This is a genomic window from Candidatus Mycobacterium methanotrophicum (assembly GCF_023515995.1).
Taxonomy (GTDB): domain Bacteria; phylum Actinomycetota; class Actinomycetes; order Mycobacteriales; family Mycobacteriaceae; genus Mycobacterium; species Mycobacterium methanotrophicum.
In genome coordinates this window covers 4131285-4151995 of record NZ_CP097320.1, presented here as the reverse complement: position 1 = coordinate 4151995, position 20711 = coordinate 4131285, and the positions used below count along the sequence as shown (strand labels likewise).

18 protein-coding genes and 4 pseudogenes are annotated in these 20711 nt (G+C 66.0%); 13 read left to right on the top strand and 9 right to left on the bottom strand.

What is annotated here, in order from left to right; all coding sequences use genetic code 11:
* Positions 1 to 39: 39 nt before the first annotated feature.
* The 3 genes from lysS to clpC1 all read left to right on the top strand — a co-directional run bounded on the left by lysS (position 40) and on the right by clpC1 (position 4855).
* On the top strand, positions 40 to 1581 hold the full coding sequence (lysS, locus tag M5I08_RS21695) for a lysine--tRNA ligase (RefSeq protein WP_219067038.1): 1542 nt from the start codon (positions 40 to 42) through the stop codon (positions 1579 to 1581).
* A gap of 117 nt (positions 1582 to 1698) precedes the next feature.
* Positions 1699 to 2037 carry a histone-like nucleoid-structuring protein Lsr2 gene (gene lsr2 / locus M5I08_RS21690; protein ID WP_219067039.1) on the top strand — a complete coding sequence of 113 codons (339 nt, stop codon included), beginning with the start codon at positions 1699 to 1701 and terminating at the stop codon, positions 2035 to 2037.
* A 268-nt stretch (positions 2038 to 2305) separates the two neighbouring features.
* A complete protein-coding gene (gene clpC1 / locus M5I08_RS21685) occupies positions 2306 to 4855 on the top strand; it encodes an ATP-dependent protease ATP-binding subunit ClpC (protein ID WP_219067040.1) in 2550 nt (849 codons plus the stop codon).
* An 80-nt stretch (positions 4856 to 4935) separates the two neighbouring features.
* Here clpC1 and M5I08_RS21680 read toward each other — a convergent pair whose 3' ends face one another.
* Positions 4936 to 6300 (bottom strand): serine hydrolase, encoded by a 1365-nt coding sequence (locus M5I08_RS21680; protein WP_219067041.1) that lies wholly within the window; start codon positions 6298 to 6300, stop codon positions 4936 to 4938.
* Positions 6275 to 6592 (bottom strand): mycobilin-forming heme oxygenase MhuD, encoded by a 318-nt coding sequence (gene mhuD / locus M5I08_RS21675; protein WP_219067042.1) that lies wholly within the window; start codon positions 6590 to 6592, stop codon positions 6275 to 6277. Before mhuD ends, M5I08_RS21680 begins: the two co-directional genes overlap by 26 nt.
* A gap of 23 nt (positions 6593 to 6615) precedes the next feature.
* Here mhuD and M5I08_RS21670 point away from each other — a divergent pair, with 23 nt between their 5' ends.
* Positions 6616 to 7374 (top strand): alpha/beta fold hydrolase, encoded by a 759-nt coding sequence (locus M5I08_RS21670; protein WP_370328527.1) that lies wholly within the window; start codon positions 6616 to 6618, stop codon positions 7372 to 7374.
* Between the two features lie 7 nt (positions 7375 to 7381).
* Here M5I08_RS21670 and M5I08_RS21665 read toward each other — a convergent pair.
* Positions 7382 to 8289: pseudogene (locus tag M5I08_RS21665) on the bottom strand (iron-sulfur binding domain-containing protein).
* Here M5I08_RS21665 and M5I08_RS21660 point away from each other — a divergent pair.
* From M5I08_RS21660 to M5I08_RS21650, 3 genes and pseudogenes are all read left to right on the top strand, one after another.
* Positions 8288 to 8911, top strand: a complete 624-nt coding sequence (locus M5I08_RS21660; RefSeq protein WP_219067045.1) for a carbonic anhydrase — start codon at positions 8288 to 8290, stop codon at positions 8909 to 8911. The pseudogene M5I08_RS21665 and the gene M5I08_RS21660 sit on opposite strands and share 2 nt — an antisense overlap.
* Before the next feature lie 29 nt (positions 8912 to 8940).
* A pseudogene (locus tag M5I08_RS27105) lies at positions 8941 to 9208 on the top strand (MMPL family transporter); the annotation flags it as partial.
* A gap of 238 nt (positions 9209 to 9446) precedes the next feature.
* Positions 9447 to 10247: a hypothetical protein gene (locus tag M5I08_RS21650; RefSeq protein WP_219067075.1), complete on the top strand. Its 801-nt coding sequence runs from the start codon at positions 9447 to 9449 to the stop codon at positions 10245 to 10247.
* Positions 10248 to 10253: 6 nt separating this feature from the next.
* On the opposite strand, the gene disA is transcribed toward M5I08_RS21650, so the two are convergent.
* From disA to M5I08_RS21635, 3 genes are read right to left on the bottom strand one after another with little or no spacing between them, the layout of a single operon-like run.
* Positions 10254 to 11366, bottom strand: coding sequence for a DNA integrity scanning diadenylate cyclase DisA (disA, locus tag M5I08_RS21645; RefSeq protein ID WP_219067046.1), 1113 nt, complete (start codon positions 11364 to 11366; stop codon positions 10254 to 10256).
* Positions 11367 to 11382: 16 nt separating this feature from the next.
* Positions 11383 to 12783 carry a DNA repair protein RadA gene (gene radA, locus M5I08_RS21640; protein ID WP_219067047.1) on the bottom strand — a complete coding sequence of 467 codons (1401 nt, stop codon included), beginning with the start codon at positions 12781 to 12783 and terminating at the stop codon, positions 11383 to 11385.
* A 31-nt stretch (positions 12784 to 12814) separates the two neighbouring features.
* A complete protein-coding gene (locus M5I08_RS21635; RefSeq protein WP_370328526.1) occupies positions 12815 to 13408 on the bottom strand; it encodes a copper chaperone PCu(A)C domain-containing protein in 594 nt (197 codons plus the stop codon).
* 303 nt (positions 13409 to 13711) lie between these two features.
* Between M5I08_RS21635 and carD the strand changes: the two genes are divergently transcribed.
* The 6 genes and pseudogenes from carD to M5I08_RS21605 form a co-directional block, all read left to right on the top strand.
* The gene (gene carD, locus M5I08_RS21630) at positions 13712 to 14200 is read left to right on the top strand and encodes an RNA polymerase-binding transcription factor CarD (RefSeq protein ID WP_219067048.1); all 489 of its coding nucleotides are present in this window, start codon (positions 13712 to 13714) and stop codon (positions 14198 to 14200) included.
* Between the two features lie 23 nt (positions 14201 to 14223).
* Positions 14224 to 14904, top strand: a complete 681-nt coding sequence (gene ispD / locus M5I08_RS21625; protein WP_219067049.1) for a 2-C-methyl-D-erythritol 4-phosphate cytidylyltransferase — start codon at positions 14224 to 14226, stop codon at positions 14902 to 14904.
* Positions 14901 to 15386 carry a 2-C-methyl-D-erythritol 2,4-cyclodiphosphate synthase gene (ispF, locus tag M5I08_RS21620; protein ID WP_219067050.1) on the top strand — a complete coding sequence of 162 codons (486 nt, stop codon included), beginning with the start codon at positions 14901 to 14903 and terminating at the stop codon, positions 15384 to 15386. The genes ispD and ispF overlap by 4 nt, the downstream gene beginning before the upstream one ends.
* Before the next feature lie 114 nt (positions 15387 to 15500).
* Positions 15501 to 16913, top strand: coding sequence for a cysteine--tRNA ligase (gene cysS, locus M5I08_RS21615; RefSeq protein ID WP_219067051.1), 1413 nt, complete (start codon positions 15501 to 15503; stop codon positions 16911 to 16913).
* Entirely contained in the window at positions 16903 to 17835 is a 933-nt protein-coding gene (gene rlmB / locus M5I08_RS21610; protein ID WP_219067052.1) for a 23S rRNA (guanosine(2251)-2'-O)-methyltransferase RlmB, read from the top strand. The genes cysS and rlmB overlap by 11 nt, the downstream gene beginning before the upstream one ends.
* A gap of 101 nt (positions 17836 to 17936) precedes the next feature.
* Positions 17937 to 18281: pseudogene (locus tag M5I08_RS21605) on the top strand (PI-PLC domain-containing protein); the annotation flags it as partial.
* A 135-nt stretch (positions 18282 to 18416) separates the two neighbouring features.
* Here M5I08_RS21605 and M5I08_RS21600 read toward each other — a convergent pair.
* The 3 genes and pseudogenes from M5I08_RS21600 to M5I08_RS27350 all read right to left on the bottom strand — a co-directional run.
* Positions 18417 to 19658 carry an SLC13 family permease gene (locus M5I08_RS21600; protein ID WP_219067078.1) on the bottom strand — a complete coding sequence of 414 codons (1242 nt, stop codon included), beginning with the start codon at positions 19656 to 19658 and terminating at the stop codon, positions 18417 to 18419.
* Entirely contained in the window at positions 19655 to 20581 is a 927-nt protein-coding gene (locus M5I08_RS21595; RefSeq protein ID WP_219067053.1) for an MBL fold metallo-hydrolase, read from the bottom strand. The genes M5I08_RS21600 and M5I08_RS21595 overlap by 4 nt, the downstream gene beginning before the upstream one ends.
* Positions 20581 to 20706: pseudogene (locus M5I08_RS27350) on the bottom strand (LamB/YcsF family protein); the annotation flags it as partial. The gene M5I08_RS21595 and the pseudogene M5I08_RS27350, both read right to left, overlap by 1 nt.
* Between the last annotated feature and the right edge of the window lie 5 nt (positions 20707 to 20711).

Below are 20711 nucleotides of genomic sequence, written 5' to 3'. Positions count from 1 at the left end.
CGCGGTACCTTCACGCTCGGCGCCGTAACCGCACGCTCGATGGCATACGGTCATTTAAGCTGGCACGTCGTGAGCGCCGGCGGTCAAGAGCTTCCTGAGGACATCCCCGAGCAATTCCGGATCCGGCGGGACAAGCGTGCCCGGCTGACGGAGCAGGGCCGCGATCCGTACCCCGTCGAAGTCGGCCGCACCCATACGCTGGCGCAGATCCGTGCCGCTTACCCCGACTTGCCCGCCGATTCGACCACCGGTGACGTCGTCGCTGTGGCCGGCCGAGTGGTGTTCGCCCGTAATTCGGGGAAATTGTGTTTTGCGACACTCCAAGAAGGCGACGGCACCCAGCTGCAGGTGATGATCAGCGTCGCCGGCGTCGGTGCGCAAGCGCTTGACGCGTGGAAGGCCGACGTGGATATCGGCGACATCGTCTGCGTGCACGGCGAGGTGATCAGCTCACGCCGCGGCGAGCTGTCCGTCCTCGGCGACAGCTGGCAGATGGCGTCCAAGGCGCTGCGGCCGCTGCCGGTGGCGCATAAGGAGATGAGCGAAGAGTCGCGGGTCCGGCAGCGCTACGTGGACCTGATCGTCCGTCCTCAGGCACGCACGGTTGCCCGGCTGCGGATCGCGGTCACTCGCGCTATAAGGTCCGCGCTGGAGCAGCGCGGGTTTCTCGAAGTCGAGACGCCGATGTTGCAGACTTTGGCCGGGGGTGCAGCGGCCCGGCCGTTCGTCACACACTCGAACGCTCTCGACATCGATCTGTTCCTTCGGATCGCACCTGAACTGTTCCTCAAGAGATGCGTCGTTGGCGGGTTCGACAAGGTCTTCGAACTTAATCGGGTGTTCCGAAACGAAGGAGCCGATTCCACGCATTCCCCCGAATTTTCCATGTTGGAGACCTACCAGGCGTATGGAACGTATGACGATTCGGCGGTCGTGACACGCGAGCTCATTCAACAGGTGGCTGACGAGGCGATCGGTACTAGGCAACTGTCACTACCCGACGGCAGCGTCTATGACATCGACGGAGAATGGGCGTCGATACAAATGTATGCGTCGCTATGCGAGGCACTCGGCGAAGAGATCACCCCGCTCACCAGTGTTGAGCACTTACGAGCGATCGCCGACTCGCTCGGCGTCGCGGTGCCGGCCGACCGCGGGTATGGGCATGGCAAGCTGATCGAAGAATTGTGGGAACACACCGTAGGCGCCAGCTTGACCGCACCCACCTTTGTTCGGGATTTCCCGGTGGAAACAACGCCCTTGACGCGTCAGCACCGCAGCATCGCCGGCGTCACGGAGAAGTGGGACCTTTATATACGCGGGGTCGAACTAGCCACCGGATATTCGGAGTTGATCGATCCGGTGGTGCAACGAGAGAGGTTCGTTGAGCAGGCGAGAGCCGCGGCTGCCGGCGATGATGAGGCGATGGTGCTCGACGAGGATTTCCTGTCGGCACTCGAGTACGGTATGCCGCCGTGCACGGGAACGGGAATGGGTATCGATCGGTTGTTGATGGCTTTGACTGGACTGTCAATTAGGGAGACGGTATTGTTTCCGATTGTTCGTCCACATAGCAACTGACGTCATCTATGGTGGCATGTTGAATAATGCGCCTCGATATGGCAGGTTGATGTTCACGGGGGCGGTCCAAACAACTCGCACTGTAAGTGCTCGGGAAGAAAGCGTGAGGCGCAGCCAATGGCGAAGAAAGTGACCGTCACCCTGGTCGATGATTTCGACGGCGAGGGCGCCGCCGATGAAACTGTCGAATTCGGCCTCGACGGGGTGACCTATGAGATCGACCTTTCGAGCAAAAATGCGACGAAACTGCGCAACGACCTGAAGCAGTGGGTGGAAGCCGGCCGTCGCGTCGGCGGCCGCCGGCGTGGACGTAATAGTTCCAGCCGCGGCCGCGGCGCCATCGACCGCGAGCAGAGCGCCGCCATCCGCGAGTGGGCCCGCCGCAACGGGCACAATGTGTCGACGCGCGGCCGCATCCCGGCTGATGTCATCGACGCATTCCACGCTGCGACCTGACGCAGTCACCGCACATCGCAAAGCCGGATCAGCACCGCACGCGGGCTGGTCCGGCCTTCGCTGGTGGCGAACTGATCACCCAGCCGGCCGGGAACCGGTTCGCCCCTCTCCTGCGTTGCCTTTATTACGGCTGAAGATTTTGCCGGGCATATGCGATGGCGGTAATGACCGCACTGTAGGACGCCCGGCGAGCCGTCCATTACAGTGGATGGCAGGTACGCAGGAGCCGACCAGAGTACCGATGGCGAGGGAGAGCAGGTAACCACGGATGTTCGAACGATTTACGGACCGCGCCCGCAGGGTCGTCGTCTTGGCGCAAGAAGAGGCCCGGATGCTCAACCACAACTACATCGGGACCGAGCATATCCTGTTGGGCCTTATTCATGAAGGCGAAGGCGTAGCGGCCAAGTCGCTGGAATCGCTGGGCATTTCGCTCGAGGGCGTGCGCAGCCAGGTCGAGGAGATCATCGGCCAGGGCCAGCAGGCCCCATCGGGACACATCCCGTTCACGCCGCGCGCCAAGAAGGTGCTCGAGCTGAGTCTGCGTGAGGCGCTGCAGCTGGGCCACAACTACATCGGCACCGAACACATTCTGCTCGGCTTGATCCGTGAGGGTGAAGGCGTTGCCGCCCAGGTGTTGGTCAAGCTGGGCGCTGAGCTGACCAGGGTGCGTCAGCAGGTGATCCAGCTGCTGAGCGGCTACCAGGGCAAGGAGACGGCCGAGGCCGGCACCGGCGGCCGCGGCGGCGAGTCCGGCAGCCCGTCGACGTCGCTGGTGCTCGACCAGTTCGGGCGCAACCTGACCGCCGCCGCGATGGAAGGCAAGCTCGACCCCGTCATCGGTCGCGAGAAGGAGATCGAGCGGGTGATGCAGGTGTTGAGCCGGCGCACCAAGAACAACCCGGTGCTCATCGGTGAGCCCGGCGTCGGGAAGACCGCGGTGGTCGAGGGTCTGGCGCAGGCCATCGTGCACGGGGAGGTTCCCGAGACGCTGAAAGACAAGCAGCTCTACACGCTGGACCTGGGATCGCTGGTGGCGGGCAGCCGTTACCGCGGTGACTTCGAGGAGCGTCTGAAGAAGGTGCTCAAAGAAATCAACACCCGCGGCGACATCATCTTGTTCATCGACGAGTTGCACACGCTGGTGGGTGCCGGCGCCGCCGAGGGCGCCATCGACGCGGCGTCGATCCTGAAACCGAAGCTCGCTCGCGGTGAACTTCAAACGATCGGCGCAACCACGCTCGACGAGTACCGCAAGTACATCGAGAAGGACGCCGCGCTGGAGCGCCGCTTCCAACCGGTCCAGGTCGGCGAGCCGACGGTGGAGCACACCATCGAGATCCTCAAGGGCCTGCGTGACCGCTACGAGGCGCACCACCGGGTGTCCATCACCGATTCGGCGATAACGGCCGCCGCAACCCTGGCCGACCGCTATATCAATGACCGGTTCCTGCCGGACAAGGCGATCGACCTGATCGACGAGGCCGGTGCCCGCATGCGGATTCGCCGGATGACCGCGCCGCCAGACCTACGTGAGTTCGACGAAAAAATCGCCGAAGCGCGCCGCGAGAAGGAGTCCGCGATCGATGCGCAGGACTTCGAGAAGGCGGCCAGCCTGCGCGACCGCGAGAAGCAACTGGCGGCGAAGCGGGCCGAGCGCGAAAAGCAATGGCGCTCAGGTGATCTCGACGTGGTGGCCGAGGTAGACGACAACGAGATCGCCGAGGTGCTGGGTAACTGGACCGGCATCCCGGTGTTCAAGCTGACCGAGGCCGAGACCACCCGGCTGTTGCGCATGGAAGACGAGATACACAAGCGGATCATCGGCCAGGAGGACGCGGTCAAGGCCGTGTCGAAGGCGATCCGCCGCACCCGTGCCGGGCTGAAGGACCCCAAGCGCCCGTCGGGTTCGTTCATCTTCGCCGGCCCGTCTGGGGTGGGTAAGACCGAGCTGTCCAAGGCGCTGGCCAACTTCTTGTTCGGCGACGACGACGCGCTTATCCAGATCGACATGGGCGAGTTCCACGACCGGTTCACTGCATCGCGGTTGTTCGGTGCCCCGCCGGGATACGTCGGCTATGAGGAGGGTGGCCAGCTCACCGAGAAAGTGCGGCGCAAACCGTTTTCCGTGGTGCTGTTCGACGAGATCGAGAAGGCGCACCAGGAGATTTACAACAGCCTGTTGCAGGTGCTCGAGGACGGCCGGCTGACCGACGGACAGGGCCGCACGGTCGACTTCAAGAACACCGTGCTGATCTTCACGTCCAACCTCGGCACCGCCGACATCTCCAAGGCAGTCGGTCTGGGCTTCACCCAGGGTGGCGGCGACAACGACTACGAGCGGATGAAACAGAAGGTCAACGACGAGCTGAAGAAGCACTTCCGTCCGGAGTTCCTCAACCGCATCGACGACATCATCGTCTTCCACCAGCTGACTCGCGACGAGATCATCCGGATGGTCGACCTGATGATCGGCCGGGTGGAAAAGCAGCTGAAGGGCAAAGACATGGCGATGCAGCTGACCGACAAAGCCAAGTCGTTGCTGGCCAAGCGTGGCTTCGATCCGGTGCTGGGCGCGCGCCCGTTGCGGCGCGCAATCCAGCGGGAGATCGAGGACCAGCTGTCCGAGAAGATCCTGTTCGAGCAGGTCGGTCCGGGCCAGCTTGTCACCGTGGACGTAGACAACTGGGACGGCGAGGGTGCGGGAGAGGATGCGGTGTTTACCTTCACCGGGGCCCGCAAGCCGATTGAGCCCGAGCCAGATCTGGCCAAGGCCGGCGCCCACGCCATCGGCACTACGGGTACCGCAGCGCCATAATCGCACTGCCGAGTGGCCAGTTAAGACACGCTTTACGCGAAACTCCGTGTCATAACTGGCCACTCGTGCGTTGCGTGGATTCAGCGCTGCGCGGACAGCAGCCCGAAGACCTGTTTTGCGATCTGCAGCATCCAGCCGGTCACGCTCGGACCGTGATCGCGCGGCCAATTCAGCTGGAAACTCACTACCCACGGCTGCCCGGTCCGGTCGAGGGCATACCAGCTGAACGTCAGGTCACCCGGCAGGCCACCGGCTTTCGCGCCGATGTAGGGCCATTCGTGCCGATCCAAATTGATACCGGGAGCAGCCGCCAAGATCTGCTTGACGGGCGCGGCTTTGCGTACCGCGGCGGCCTGCAGTGCCGCATGCACCCGGCAGATATCCTCGGCGCTGCCATACCATTCCACACCGTAGTCTGAGGCAGGCACGTGGGCGCGCATTGGATCCGGTTGGTAGACACGCGAATTGGCTTGTCGAAGCAACGTCGCCCGAGCTTGTGGCGTGGCCCGTTGCCATTCCTCGCGCACATCCGGCTGTCCCCAAGCGACGGAGAACAACTCGTACATGGTCGGAAAAGGCGTCATCGCCGCCGGGTCGTGATGGCCGGCCTTTGCCAACGCAGCCTCGACGCCCTGAGTCCCCACTTTTCCGATCAGCATGTCCGTGGCCATGTTGTCGCTGGTGGCGATCATCTTCTCGGCGGCGGTTCGCACCGAAATATGGGCTCCCACCGGCAAATCCATTCCCGAACCGACGGCTCTGCCCTTCTCGGTGATGGTCAACTGATCGTCCCAGGACACCGTTCCGCCCTTGACGGCATCCGCTACGGCGTAGAGCACGTACAGCTTGAAGATCGACGCCAGCGGGAGTGGCAGTGCGGTGTTGGTACCCGCCACCCGATCGCATTGCCCATCGTTGACCTCGGCGACCTGCCACGAGTAACGGGCGTGGGTCTTGCCCAGCGCGGTATTGATGTCACGCCAGGAGGAGATCGTCGGCGCTTGCGTGGTGACCTCGAACCCGTCGACCAATGTGTCGTCGCCGGTATGTATCCGGATTTCTTGGCGTGCACCGTAGGACGTGATCAGCTGCAGTGTGCCGGTGCCCGCCTTGAGGTCGACTCCGACCAGGGTGAACGGGCGATCCCACCAGAGGGCTTCCATGCTCGCCTCGACCGGCTTGATCATGTCGGCGGTGGCGAGGGTGGCGACTCCGATCGGACCGATAGGCCAGTCGGAGTTGATCATGTCCAGCGTCTGCTGCGCCCGCAGACCGGCCGGCGTCCTCATGTCGATCCGCCGGCCGCCGTCCGCTGCGTTGGCGGACGGAGTCGGCGGTGGAGAGCAAGCCGCGGCCAGGACGGCGACCAGCGTGGCAGCGGCCGTCAATGCCGCAACGCGGTGCCGGACCTGGCGCGGGTTACGCGTTGCGGCCGGAACCGGCAACGTCTAACACAACCTCGAATTCCAGCAGTGATGCGCCGGTCGCCACGGGGTTAGCCCGATGGCCGGCGTGAGCTTCGATAGCCGGCCCGGTTGCCCACGCCTGGAAGGCCTCTTCGGACTCCCACTGCGTCACCACGAAGTAGCGGTCTTCGCCCTTGACCGGGCGAAGCAGCTGAAAGCCGAGGAAGCCCGGCGAATTCTCCACCGCGTGCGCGCGATGAGCGAACCGCTTCTCCAGTTCAGGGCCTGCATCCGCGGGCACCTCAATTGCGTTGATCTTCACCACTGGCATGTCGTTAGGCTACCGTGCCGCCCATGGCGGGTGATCTGCTCATCCATCGTGGTGGTCGAGGCGACCCGGTGGTCTTGGTGCATGGCCTGATGGGCCGCGGCACGACCTGGCCGCGACAGATACCGTGGCTGACCGGGCTGGGTGCTGTCTACACCTACGACGCGCCGTGGCACCGCGGCCGCGGCGTGGACGATCCCTACCCGATCAGCACCGAACGTTTTGTGGCCGACCTCGGCAATGCGGTGGCCGCGCTAGGCACGCCCGCGCGGCTGGTCGGGCATTCCATGGGCGCCCTGCACTCCTGGTGTCTGGCCGCCGAGCGTCTCGACCTGGTCTCGGCGTTGGTGGTCGAAGACATGGCACCGGACTTCCAGGGCCGCACCACCGGACCGTGGGAGCCGTGGCTGCATAACCTGCCGGTCGAATTCGCCTCCGCAGAGCAGGTATTCGCCGAGTTCGGGTCAGTCGCGGGCCGGTATTTCCTGGAGGCGTTCGATCGCACCGCAACCGGTTGGCGGCTGCACGGTGACACTGCTCGGTGGATCGAGATCGCAGCAGAATGGGGCACCCGCGACTATTGGGCGCGGTGGCGAGCGGTGCGAGCGCCCGTACTGCTGATCGAGGCCGGCAATTCGGTCACCCCAACTGGGCAGATGCAATCGATGAACGAAACCGGCTACCGGGCAGAGTACTTGCATGTACCCGGCGCAGGCCACTTGGTTCACGACGAGGCACCACTGGTTTATCGGCAGGCGGTGGAATCGTTTTTAGCTCCGCCTTAGCTCTATGTCAGCCCGATTCTCCGACCAGCGCGAACCGGCCGTCTGTGGTCTGTTTCACCAGACCATCGGCGAGCAGTGACTTCAGCGCTCGTTCGCGCTGCTCGGTATTCGTCGGCCAAGCGACGTCCAGCTCAGCACGGGTGACCGGAAACTCATTGTCGCGTAAGACATCCAATAGCCGGCCGCGAACCTGTCGGTCTGTTCCGGCGTAGGCCTGCGGGCGGCGTGCCGCACCCTGCCCGGGTGGGTAGCCGGTCTGCCGCCATCGGCAGCTACTCAGTGGGCATAGCCCGCATCGCGGCGTCCGCGCAGTGCACAACGTAGCGCCCAGCTCCATCAGCGCCGCTGAAAATCGGTGCGCTGAACCATCATTGGGCAGCAACGCGGATACATCGGCGTGGTCACGGGCCGTCGACGCGGCGGCAGCGTCCGCGCGGCCATGCACAACGCGAGCCACCACCCGACGGACGTTGGTGTCGACCACCGGCACCGACTGCTGGTAGGCGAAGCACGCCACCGCCCGGGCGGTGTAGCTGCCCACCCCGGGCAGCGTCAGCAGAATCTCGACGTCGTCGGGAACCACGTCACCGTAGTCACGAGCGATCACGGTCGCGCACTCGTGCAGGCGCTTGGCTCGCCGTGGGTAGCCGAGCTTGCCCCAAGCGCGCACGATGTCTGCCGCGCTGGCCGCCGCCGTCGCCGATGCTGTCGGCCACCGCACCACCCAGTCGCGCCAGATCGGCAGCACCCGTGAAACCGGTGTTTGCTGCAGCATGAACTCGCTGACCAGGATTTGCCAGGGGCTCACGCCGGGATCCCGCCACGGCAGGTCACGTCGCGACCGGTCGTACCAATCGAGAAGTTCACACTGCATTGGTGAGAGCTTCACGGCCGGCGCGGCAAAATATGCGGCATGCCCGATACCAATCCGGTAACCGCGTGGAAAGCACTCAAAGAGGGTAACGAGCGGTTCGTCGCCGGCCAGCCGGAGCACCCGAGCCAAAGCGTCGACCATCGGGCCAGCCTGGCCAAAGGGCAGACGCCCATCGTGGCGCTCTTCGGCTGCGGGGACAGCCGGGTGGCCGCCGAGATCATCTTCGACCAGGGTTTGGGCGACATGTTCGTGGTCCGGACGGCCGGGCATGTCATCGACTCCGCGGTGTTGGGCTCAATTGAATTCGCGGTGACCGCGCTTGGCGTGCCGCTGATCGTGGTTCTGGGCCACGACGGCTGTGGGGCGGTCAAGGCGACGCTTGCCGCACTCGACGACGGTGTACTGCCGGGCGGTTATGTGCGTGAGGTGGTCGAGCGGGTGACGCCGTCGATATTGCTGGGGCGCCGCGAGGGTTTGACCCGGGTAGACGAATTCGTGGCGCGGCATGTGGTCGAGACCGGCGCGCAACTGATGGCTCGCTCGACTGCCATTGCCGACCAGGTGAAGGCAGGAACGTTGGCGATTGTCGGCGCCACCTACCGCCTCATCGCCGGGCGCGTGGTGCTGCGCGATGCGATCGGCGATATCGGGGACGAGCCTTAAGCCAGCCCTCACGGGGGGCGGGCAGCGCGCTCGTCGACGAGTTCGCCGCTATCGACCACCAGATGCTGGTGATCACCGCGGCAACGGTCATGGTCATCATGCTGCTGCTTATCGGTCTACCGTTCACCGGTAGCCGCGGCTATCCCGTTGATTTCCGTCGGCCTTGCGCTGGCTGTGGCCCGCCCTATAGTGGCGGCACTCGGCAACCACGGGCTGGTCGAGGTGTCGCTGTTCTCTGTCGCGCTGGTTGCGGCGATGATCCTTGGCGCGGGAACAGATTACGCGATCTTTCTGATGGTCGCGGTGGTGCTGCGCAACCCGGTGGCAGCGGTCGTGGTGGTCGGCAACTTCGGCTCGACACCCTGGTCGTCGGGGCTTTCCTGATGCCGGCGCTGGTGGCCTTACTGGGACGCTGGTTGTGGTGGCCACGCCTGCCGAGCCGTCCCGCCCGGCGGTTCAACCTGACCGGAGCTAACTGGGCGACACGCCGAGTCGGGTCAGCCCTGTCGACGTGACCTGGGCTTATCGTGTGAACGTGCTGGATCTGGAACCGCGGGGCCCGCTACCGCCGGAGATCTACTGGCGACGCCGGGGATTGGCGTTGGGCATCGGGGTCGTCGCGGTCGGCATTGTGATCGCGATCGTCGTCGCGGTCCTGAGCAGCAGCGCCGGTGCCAAAACCGACGGCAAGTCGGGGGCCGCGGCGGGACAGAGACCCGCGGGCGCAGCCGGAGCAGCGCCAGAGTCCAAGAGCCCGGTGGTGCCGCCGGCGGGACAGAACTCCGACCAGCCGGCCGAGACGCCGACGGCAGCCGTGCAGCCACCGCCGGTGCTCAAAGAAGGCGACGACTGTCCCGACTCCACCCTGGCCGTTTTGGGCCTGACCAACGCGCCCCAGTACTTCATCGGCGACCAGCCGAAATTCACGATGGTTGTGACCAATATCGGGCTGGTGGCCTGCAAGCGCGACGTCGGCGCGGCGGTTCTGGCGGCCTATGTGTATTCGCTGGACAACAAGCGGTTGTGGTCCAACCTGGACTGTGCGCCGTCCAACGAGACCCTGGTCAAGACGTTCGCGCCGGGCGAGCAGGTGACCACCGCCGTGACCTGGACCGGCATGGGGTCGGCCCCGCACTGTCCGCTGCCACGGCCGCCGATCGGACCCGGAACCTACAACCTTGTCGTACAGCTGGGAAACCTCCGCTCTGCCGCCGTCCCGTTCATCCTGGCGCCGCCACCACCACCGGGCGCCGTGCCTCCGCCGGCACCAGGAATGCCCGGCCAGGCGCCCATCGGGCAGGCGCCGGTTGGGCCGCTGCCCGGTCCCGGCGGCTAACCGGGCTCAGCCCAGGGGGTCGGCGATGGTTGACTCGGCCAGACGCGAAAGCCCCTCGCGAACCTGCCGTGCCCAGATCGCGCCGATCCCCTCGACGGCCTCCAGATCGCTGGCGCTGGCCGCCAGCAGACCCTGCAGGGATCCGAACTCCCGGACCAGCCGGTCGGCGTGGGCGGACTGCAGCCGGGGGATACCGGCCATCGCGCGATAGCCGCGTGTGCTGATTGCCTCGTCTTGGGCTTCCGTCGTCGACGGGTAGCCGAAAACCTTTGCCAGCACAGTGAAGTCGACCAACTCGGTGTCGGTCAGGTCATCCAGCTCGGCCAGGATTGCTCCGAGCTCTTCCTTGGACAACGGTTCGGGGTTGGCGTGGTAGTCGCGCACGATCAGTTCCCGCGCGGCGTCGTTGCCGCCCAGCAACTCCTCCAGCTGAAGCCGCAGCTGACGTCCGTCGGTGCCCAGCTCGACGGCGTCGTAATCGATCACCAGACCGAGCCGGCGGACTAGCTCGAGCCGCTGCACCACCGTCATCACATCGCGCAGCGTGACGAAGTCTTCGATCTCGGCGCGTGACAGTTGTCCGCTGACCTCGTCGAGCCGGGCCTTGTAACGCTCCAGCGTGGCGAGGGCCTGGTTCCCCCGCGACAGGATGGTCGCCGAGTCGGCCAGTACGTGGCGTTCGCCGCCGAGGTAGACGGTCACGATGCTCATCGAGTGGCTCACCGAGATCACCGGGTAGCCGGTCTGGATGGCGGCCCGCTCGGCAGAACGATGCCGGGTCCCGGACTCGTCGGTGGGTATTGACGGGTCGGGCACCAGCTGCACGTTGGCCCGCAGAATCCGACTGCAGTCGGTGGACAGCACTACGGCACCGTCCATCTTGCACAGCTCCCGCAATATGGTCGGCGCATAGCGCACGTCGAGCGAGAAGCCGCCGTCGCAGATCGCCTCCACGCCGTTGTCGCAACCGAGGACTATCAGGGCACCGGTCCGGCCGCGCAGGATGCGTTCTAGGCCGTCGCGCAGTGCGGTTCCCGGCGCGAGCCGTGCGACGGCTTCGCGCAGGGTGGGACGCGGCGCCGGTACATCACCGTTGGTCTTTGCTCTGCCACCAGTCATTGCTATTCATTCTGCGCTATCCAGCCAACGTGTCGGTGCCGGTTACGGTGGCGTGGTGCTCGGCGATGTCGAGCAGGTGCTCTAGCGCTGCGACGATGGTGGCCGCCTCCAGCGCCCGCACGCCCGTCGGCGCCACATCGCAGCCCGGCGGGATCAGCGCGGTGGTGAACCCCTGCCGGGCGGCTTCGGCGAGCCGTCGTTCCATGCCGCTGACCCGTCGCAGATCGCCCGCCAAACCGACTTCACCGATCATCACCGCCGTGGCCGGCAACGGCAGGTTGACGTAGGCCGAAGCCAGTGCGATCGCAACTGCCAGGTCCGATGACGGATCGGTCAGCCGCATACCGCCCACGGTGGACAGGTAGACGTCGTTGACCGCGATCTTGAGGCGAGCGTGCTTTTCCAGCACCGCGGCGATCATCGCGGCCCGGGCGTGGTCGATCCCGCTGACGGCCCGGCGAGGCGAGCCGCCCGAGGGAGCTGCCAGCAGCGCCTGGACTTCGCCGATCAATGGTCGCGTACCGTCAAGGCTCACCGTGATGGCGGTGCCCGCGACGGGCTGCGGCCGCTGATCGAGAAATAGCCCGGATGGATCGACAACACCCTCGATTCCGTTGTCCTGCAAGAGAAAACAACCGACTTCATCGGCCGCTCCGAATCGATTCTTCACACCGCGGACCATCCGCAGCAGCGAGTTGCGGTCACCTTCGAAATGCAGCACGACGTCCACCAGGTGTTCCAGTGAGCGCGGCCCGGCGATGGCCCCGTCCTTGGTGACATGGCCGACGATGATCAGCGGCACACCGGTGGTCTTCGCTGCCGCGGTCAGCGCCGCGGTCACTGCGCGCACCTGGGTGACACCGCCGCTGACGCCGTCGGTGTCAGTGCTGGACATGGTCTGCACCGAGTCCACGACGACCAGCGTGGGTTGCACCGCGTCGATGTGACCCAGCACCGCCTGCAGGTCGGACTCGGCGGCCAGGTAGAGCTCGCGATGGCTGCAGCCGGTCCGGTCGGCGCGCATCCGGATTTGGCCCGGCGACTCCTCGCCGGAGATATACAGCGCGCGCTGCCCTGACTGTGCCCATTGATGGGCGACCTTGAGCAGCAGCGTCGACTTGCCGACGCCGGGATCGCCTGCCAGCAGGGTGACCGAGCCCGGCACCACGCCGCCGCCCAGCACTCGGTCGAGCTCATCGATCCCAGTGGGGCAATGGCGGGTGTCACGGGGTTCGATGGAGCTGATCGGAACCGCGGCCGACGAGGTGGCCGACTGGCGGGCGCCGTTTCGGACAGCGCCGAGTACCGCGACCTCGTCGACCGACCCCCAGGCGCCGCACTCCAGGCAGCGTCCTACCCACTTGGCGGTGACATGGCGACATTCCGAACAGCGGTACTGCGAACGTGCCTTGGCCACCCGGTGACGCTATCCCGCGGGGCCGACAGATTTAGGGACGCTCGGCCGACAGCGGCCGCCCTTCGGGCGCCGAGATCGGCACCGCCAGGCTCACACTGCCGGCCTTTTCGAAATTGAAGGTGAAGTTGTAGTTAAGGCCGTTGGTGATCGGCTTGTCGAGTGACACCGTCGCCTTGACGGAGTCGGCGGCTTCCACGGCGTCCACGACAGTCGTGGCCTTCGGGTTCTGCCCGCTCGCAGTGCCGACGAACAGCGTCCCACCCACAGGCAACGTGGGATTGCCGGTGACCGTCACCTTGCCGATATCGCTGGAGATGCCGACCAGCTTGTCGGCAACATCCGGCGACTGGTTGATGGCGACCAGCACCAAGTCGACGGTTGTGCCCGGGCGCAGGAAGTCGGTGCTCTGCTGTGCCTGGATGCGGACGTCGCGCAGCGTGACGTCGTTGACGCGCCCATGGGTGCCGTTGACAGCGGACTCCTGGCTGGCGGTCTGCGAGAGCTGCCCGGAGCCGCAGCCGGCGAGCGCGGCTGCGCCGATCAGTGCGGCCCCCGCGAGCGCGGCGACCCCGGTTGACCGGCGGTTTGAGCGGGGTCTGGAGTCGCGGTAGTAGAAGCGATTCACTCAAAGCCTCCTGCTCAGCCGACTCATGCCAGTGCGGTTCGACTATGCACAGTAGTAGGTCGATCAGACGGGCGGTAGCTGAGGTGTCAGAACAGCGCAGTATCATCTTGTGCGTGCCGAACAGCGCAAACCGGGAGTCCTCCGGGATGGCGCCCATCGGGTTCCAGATAGGTCGGTGCCCTGCATGAATTCTGCCGTCTGTCAACCCCCTCTTTTCGCGTGCGGTGCCCCTGACCTGCGCCGTTGTTCCGCACGTGTTGGAGACGCGTGTTAGCATGGAGAAACGAAAGGGGCTCTAATCAGATGATTTTCAAGGTCGGAGACACCGTTGTCTATCCACACCACGGTGCTGCGTTGATCGAGGCGATTGAAACCCGAACCGTTAAAGGGGAGCAAAAGGAATATCTCGTCTTGAAGGTGGCGCAGGGCGACCTGACCGTTCGAGTACCCGCTGACAACGCCGAATACGTCGGAGTCCGCGATGTGGTCGGGCAGGAAGGTCTCGCCAAGGTGTTCCAGGTGCTGCGCGCACCGCACACCGAAGAGCCGACCAACTGGTCCCGCCGCTACAAGGCCAACTTGGAGAAGCTGGCCTCCGGTGACGTCAACAAGGTCGCCGAGGTCGTTCGCGATCTGTGGCGCCGCGACCAGGAACGCGGCCTGTCCGCAGGCGAGAAACGCATGCTGGCCAAGGCCCGGCAGATCCTGGTGGGCGAGTTGGCGCTGGCCGAAAATACTGACGACGCCAAGGCGGAAACCATCCTCGACGAGGTACTGGCCGCCGCGTCTTGAATCCCTGACGGGCAGGGGCCGGGGTGACGCACACCGTCGCGGTGGTGCCCGCCGCCGGGTCGGGCCACCGGCTGGCCGCCGGTGTGCCCAAGGCGTTCTTTCATCTAGACGGGCGCACGCTGGTGGAACGCGCCGTCAGCGGTCTTCTTGAATCAGGTGTGGTCGATCGTGTCGTGGTAGCGGTGCCGGCTGATCGCACCGGCCAGGCCAAATTGATCCTCGGCCGCGAGGCGACCGTCGTCGCTGGCGGGGCGAATCGCAGGGAGTCGGTGAGCCGGGCTTTGGCCGCGGTCGCAGACACAGACCGACCCAACTTCGTGCTGGTCCACGATGCCGCGCGGGCGCTCACACCGCCCGGCCTGGTGGTACGTGTGGTCGAGGCGCTGCGGGCCGGGCACTCGGCTGTAGTGCCCGCGCTGGCGGTTGCCGACACCGTCAAGGCCGTCGACGCCGAAGGGGTGGTGTTAGCGACCCCGGAGCGGGCCGGTCTACGAGCCGTACAGACCCCGCAGGGATTCGCCACCGAACTGCTGCTGCGGGCATACCAGCGGGCACCTGAGGGTACTGGGGCAGACTTCACCGACGACGCATCCATGGTCGAGCAGATCGGCGGTCAAGTACAGGTGGTCGACGGCGACCTGCTGGCCTTCAAGATCACCACCCGGTTGGACATCCTGTTGGCCCAAGCGATTGTCAAGCAGTGAACGCGCGGATAGGTCTGGGCACCGACGTGCACGCGATCGAAGCTGGTAGGCCGTGCTGGCTGCTGGGGCTGCTGTTTTCCGACGCCGACGGGTGCGCCGGGCATTCCGACGGCGACGTGGCTGTGCATGCGTTGTGCGACGCGGTGCTCTCGGCGGGGGGACTCGGCGACATCGGCGACGTGTTCGGTGTCGACGACCCGCGCTGGGCCGGCGTCAGCGGGATCGACATGCTGCGCCACGTCGCGGATCTGACCGCCGGGCGGGGTTACCGGGTCGGCAACGCCGCGGTGCAGGTCATCGGAAACAATCCCAGAGTCGGGCCGCGGCGCGCCGAGGCGCAGAAACTGTTGTCAGATCTACTCGACGCGCCGGTGTCGGTGTCGGCCACCACCACCGACGGGCTGGGGCTGACCGGTCGCGGTGAGGGCCGCGCAGCGATCGCCACGGCGTTGCTGATCGAGGTCGAAGGAAGCGTCGGTTAGCCGCCGCGACGCTCTTGCGCACCCCGGTGATCGTTTCTCTCGTATGCGATTGGAAACGACGCCGCGGCGCTGCGCTGGTATTGGCAAAGCTACGGCCCGGTAAGCTGGCACGTCGTGACCGATCGCGCCCACCTGCGGCTATCCGACACGGCAACGGGAGCCGTGCGTGAATTCGTTCCGCTGCGGCCGGGGCACGTCTCCATCTACCTGTGCGGCGCGACTGTGCAAGGTCTGCCGCACATCGGCCATGTGCGCAGCGGCGTGGCCTTCGACATCCTGCGCCGCTGGCTGATGGCGCATGGCTGCGACGTCGCGTTCATTCGCAACGTGACCGACATCGACGACAAAATACTCAACAAGGCCGCCGCTGCGGGCCGGCCGTGGTGGGAATGGGCCGCCACGTACGAGCGGGCGTTCTCCGCCGCCTACGACGCCCTGGGCGTCTTGCCCCCGTCGGCGGAGCCGCGGGCCACCGGCCACATCACCCAGATGGTGGAGCTGATTGAGCGGCTGATCGCGACCGGCAACGCCTATACCGGTTGTGGCGACGTCTACTTCGACGTGCTGAGCTACCCCGAATACGGTCAGTTGTCCGGGCACAAGATCGACGACGTCCACCAAGGTGAGGGAGCGGCCACCGGCAAGCGGGATCAGCGCGACTTCACGCTGTGGAAGGGCGCCAAGCCCGGAGAGCCGTCGTGGCCCACGCCGTGGGGGCGCGGACGGCCCGGTTGGCACACCGAATGCGTGGCAATGGCACACGAGTATCTCGGCCCGGAATTCGATATCCATTGCGGTGGAATGGATTTAGTCTTCCCCCATCATGAGAACGAGATTGCTCAAAGCCGCGCTGCCGGCGACGGGTTCGCCCGCTACTGGTTGCACAACGGCTGGGTCACCATGGGTGGCGAGAAGATGAGCAAGTCGCTGGGCAACGTGTTGGCGATTCCCGCCATATTGCAGCGAGTCCGGCCCGCCGAGCTGCGCTACTACCTTGGCAGCGCGCATTACCGCTCGATGCTGGAGTTCTCCGAGACCGCGTTGCGCGACGCGGTCAACGCCTACGTCGGGATCGAAGACTTCCTGCATCGAGTGCGCAACCGGGTCGGCGCCGTCGAACCGGGGCAGTGGACGCCGCGGTTCGCCGACGCCCTCAACGACGATCTGGCGGTGCCGGCCGCGCTGGCCGAGGTGCACCATGCCCGCGCGGAGGGCAACCGGGCTCTTGACGCCGGTGATCACGATGCCGCGCTGGCCAACGCCGCCGCCATCCGAGCGATGATGGGCATTCTCGGTTGCGACCCGCTCGACGAGCGCTGGGAGTCACACGACGAGACGTCGGCTGCGCTGGCAGCGGTCGACGTGTTGGCTCGCGCCGAGCTGGCGCGGCGCGAGCAAGCCCGCGCGCAGCGCGACTGGAAGCTGGCCGACGAGATCCGTGATCGGCTGAAGGACGCGGGTATCGAGGTCACCGATACCGGCGACGGCCCGCAGTGGTCGCTGGGGGCCTCAGCCGATGGCAGGTAATTCCCGGCGCCGCGGAGCGGTCCGCAAAGCCGGCACGAAAAAAGGGCCGACCGTCGGCTCCGGCGGCCAACGACGCCGCGGGTTAGAAGGCCGCGGCGCCACTCCGCCAGCCCACCTGCGTCCGTACCATCCGGCCGCCAAGCGGCTCAAGGCACAGCAGCGCCGGCCCGCTAAGCGCAGCAACGACGACGTCGAAACGGTCCTGGGCCGAAACCCGGTACTGGAATGCCTGCGCGCCGGGGTTCCGGCGACCGCGCTCTACGTCGCGCTCGGAGTCCAGGCCGATGAGCGGCTCACCGAATCCGTCACGCTGGCAGCCGATTCCGGTATCGCGATCCTCGAAGTGCCGCGCACCGACCTGGATCGGATGACGACCAACGGCCTGCATCAAGGGATCGCGTTACAGGTGCCGCCTTACGAGTACCTCCATCCCGACGCGCTACTGGAGGTGGCCTTGAATTCGCCGCCAGCATTGCTGGTCGCGTTGGACAACATCTCCGATCCGCGCAACCTGGGCGCGATCGTTCGGTCGGTCGCGGCGTTCGCCGGTCATGGCGTTTTGATTCCGCAGCGGCGCTCCGCCTCGGTGACTGCGGTGGCCTGGCGAACCAGCGCCGGCGCTGCCGCGCGGATTCCCATCGCGCGAGCCACCAATCTCAATCGAACACTGAAGGATTGGGCGGACCGCGGTCTGCAACTCGTCGGGCTGGACGCCGACGGCGACACCCTCCTCGACGATCTGGACGCCGAGGGTCCGCTGGTGGTAGTCGTCGGATCGGAAGGAAAGGGGCTGTCGCGGCTGGTGCGGCAGAACTGCGACGCGGTGGTGTCGATCCCGATGGCCGGAGCGGGTGAGTCGTTGAACGCGTCGGTGGCTGCCGGCGTGGTACTGGCTGAGATCGCCCGTCAGCGCAGGCGCTAGTCGAATTGGCAGCCCGACGGCCGGTGCGGCTCGGCGCCGTGCTGGTGGCCATTGCGGTTCTGGCGATGGCGCCGCGGACGGCTGCGGACTTGCCGCAGTTGCACGACCCCATCGTCGAGCCCCAGCAGTGCGCCGACACCGGGCCGGTCTACGCCGGTGACCCGTCGTATCCCTACGTCGGAACACAGGTGCACGACCTGACCCTGGCGCAGATCCGCACTCTGGACTGCGGCAAGCCGAATCGCCAATTCCCGCAGGCGGACGTGGTGCAGCACAACACGATAGTCACTTTGTCGGAGGTGTTCTCACCCGCCGACTCATATCGGGCCGATGTGCGCTTCACTATCGAAACCAAGGTGGCTGCCGATCGGCCGGCCATATCGGCCGAGCCGCAGGAGTTCGTCGATGCGGTGCTGGCTGCAGTCAGGTCAGCGGGGAAGGTCGACAATCAGACTGGCCACGGCGGCACCGCCAGGTGGTTGGCGCATGGTGTTACGAAGCGATATCACCCGCGCCATCATCTTGGAGAAGGGACTATCTCTGCTCCCAACGACTCCAGGGGCTGCTGGTACTACTGAGGGCTAGAGGCCCAGTAGTCGTACCCCGGCCCACAGCGCCAGCACCGCCGCTAGCAGCGCTGTCGGCACGGTGCACAGCCCGAGCCTGGTGTACTCCCCGACGCTGGCCGGAACGTCGTAGCGACGTAACACGCTGCGCCACAGCAGATTTGACAGCGAGCCGACGTAGGTCAGGTTGGGGCCGATGTTCACCCCGATCAGTACGGCCAGCACCGCCGCTGGCCCGCTTGACGCCACCAGCGGTGCCAGCACGAGTGTGGCGGGCAGGTTGTTGACGATGTTGGCCAGCACCGCGGCCACCACCGCGAAGCCGAGCAGCGCGGGCAGACCGGAACCGGACGGCAATACCGCGGCCATCCGGTCGGACACGCCGTTCTGCATGACCGCTTGCACCACGATGCCCAGCGCCAGGACGAATACCAGAAACGGTATGTTCACCGCGCGCACGATCGCCACCGCCGTGGTGTGGCGTCGCGCCAGGCTTCGTATCGCCAGCACCGCCGCTCCGGCGAGCGCCGCCCAGGCCGGCGCCGCCTCGGCCGCCTCCGCGATCACGAACCCGGCGAGCGTCAGTGCCACCACCACCAACGCGAACACCGGTATCTGCGGAGTTGGCTCATCTTCAGGTGGATCCGGCCGCACGCTGAGATCGCGACGGAAGAATACCCGGAAGACGAGGTAGACGGTGGCCACCGCGGCCAGCCAGGGCAGCGCCATCACCGCGGTGAATTTCGTGAACGTCACGTTGGCGACGTGAAAAGCAAGCAGGTTGGTCAGGTTTGACACCGGAAGCAGTAGCGACGCCGCGTTGGCCAGGTGTGCGGTCGCGTAGGCGTGTGGCCGCACCGGTGCCCGCAGCCGGCGCACCGTCGTCAACACCACCGGCGTCAGCAGCACAACGGTGGCGTCCAGGCTCAGCACCGCGGTGATCACGGCGGCAATAGCGAACACTTGCCGCAGTAGCCGTCGGGATCCGAGGCGGGCGCGTGCCATAGCCGCTCCGGCCGCCTCGAAAAGGCCTTCGTCGTCGCACATTTTGGCCAACACCAGCACCGCGCCCAGGAAGGCGACGACGCCCGACAGTTGAGCTGCCTCTGCGGTCGCGTCGCGCGTGGAGATCGCGCCGACGGCTATCAGGATGACGACCGCCGGAACGGCGGCGAACGCCTCCGGCCAGCCGCGTGGACGGGCAACCGCGAACGCCAAAACCACCGCCAGAGCCAGAAGAGCCAGAAGCAGCGTCAAATTCGGGCCCACGGGTCTTCACGCCGCCATACCGTCGGCATATCCAGCGCGACACCGTCTTGGTCGGCCAGCTTACTCAGGACGCGCAGCGTCACATCCAAGTCGTCGCCCGCATACGGCAACGCGCGCAACGGTTCTGACAGCGGACGGAAGAAATCATCCCAATGGATCAACACCACGCGGTGCGCACCCACGGCGCGCACGGCTTCGGTCCAGTAGTCGGCGAGGTAGGACTCGCCCTGCAACCCCAACTGGCCCACACCGAGATAGACGACATCGGCGCGATGGCCGGCCAGCAAGCCCTTGACGAAGCCGGCACTGCCTTGAATCAGCAGCCGCCGATCCGATGTCCGGTGATGCACCAGCACCGACCAGGCCTCGCCGCAGCGGTACGCCGATGCCTTCACCGGCGGTACCACCGGCGCGCTGATCTCTCCGGGGAACCGATCGGGTGGGCTGTGGCGCGACCTGATCAACGTAATATCAAAGGCGCCCAACCGAATTGGTTCGCCCGATACAGCGATCACGATGCGGTCTGCGGAAAGGCCGTGGCCGCGGCCGACATTGGCCGCTGATTCGCCGCCGACCAGAAGCGCCCCGGTGCGATCGGCTACCAGCGCGGAATCCAGCGCGTGGTCGATATGCGTGTGCACCGGGACGACCGCCTCCAGCCGTGTCAGCCGGAGGCGGGCCAGGCAGCCGTCGACCCGGGCCGGCGACGGTGACACCTTGCCCAACGCCGCCCGGGCCAGGCTCGGCCGGGAGAAGTAGCCATCGGTCAGCAGCGCCGAAGCCCCGCCGTCGAGCAGCAGCGTCGACACCCCCAGCCACGTCACGGTCAGCGGCGCTCTGGATTCTGCGACCGGCACACTGAACCGGTGTGTGTACCGCCCGATGTCCGGACGGCCGGGGCGCAGTCGCATCAGCAAACCGCCTTCAGGTCAATCCCGTCGGCCTTCAACCGATCCCGTACCGCCGTCGCAATCTGCACCGCACCGGGTGAATCGCCACGCACACGAATCGATTTCACCTGAACATCCAGCGCTGAGGCCA

What these genes read in the sequence shown, in the direction of transcription:
- M5I08_RS21660 (WP_219067045.1), top strand. Translation starts at nt 8,288, where the DNA reads ATGCCCGATACCAATCCGGTAACCGCGTGGAAAGCACTCAAAGAGGGT.
- lysS (WP_219067038.1), top strand. Translation starts at nt 40, where the DNA reads ATGGCATACGGTCATTTAAGCTGGCACGTCGTGAGCGCCGGCGGTCAA.
- M5I08_RS21670 (WP_370328527.1), top strand. Translation starts at nt 6,616, where the DNA reads ATGGCGGGTGATCTGCTCATCCATCGTGGTGGTCGAGGCGACCCGGTG.
- M5I08_RS21595 (WP_219067053.1), bottom strand. Translation starts at nt 20,581, where the DNA reads ATGCGACTGCGCCCCGGCCGTCCGGACATCGGGCGGTACACACACCGG.
- mhuD (WP_219067042.1), bottom strand. Translation starts at nt 6,592, where the DNA reads ATGCCAGTGGTGAAGATCAACGCAATTGAGGTGCCCGCGGATGCAGGC.
- rlmB (WP_219067052.1), top strand. Translation starts at nt 16,903, where the DNA reads ATGGCAGGTAATTCCCGGCGCCGCGGAGCGGTCCGCAAAGCCGGCACG.
- lsr2 (WP_219067039.1), top strand. Translation starts at nt 1,699, where the DNA reads ATGGCGAAGAAAGTGACCGTCACCCTGGTCGATGATTTCGACGGCGAG.
- disA (WP_219067046.1), bottom strand. Translation starts at nt 11,366, where the DNA reads ATGACTGGTGGCAGAGCAAAGACCAACGGTGATGTACCGGCGCCGCGT.
- carD (WP_219067048.1), top strand. Translation starts at nt 13,712, where the DNA reads ATGATTTTCAAGGTCGGAGACACCGTTGTCTATCCACACCACGGTGCT.
- clpC1 (WP_219067040.1), top strand. Translation starts at nt 2,306, where the DNA reads ATGTTCGAACGATTTACGGACCGCGCCCGCAGGGTCGTCGTCTTGGCG.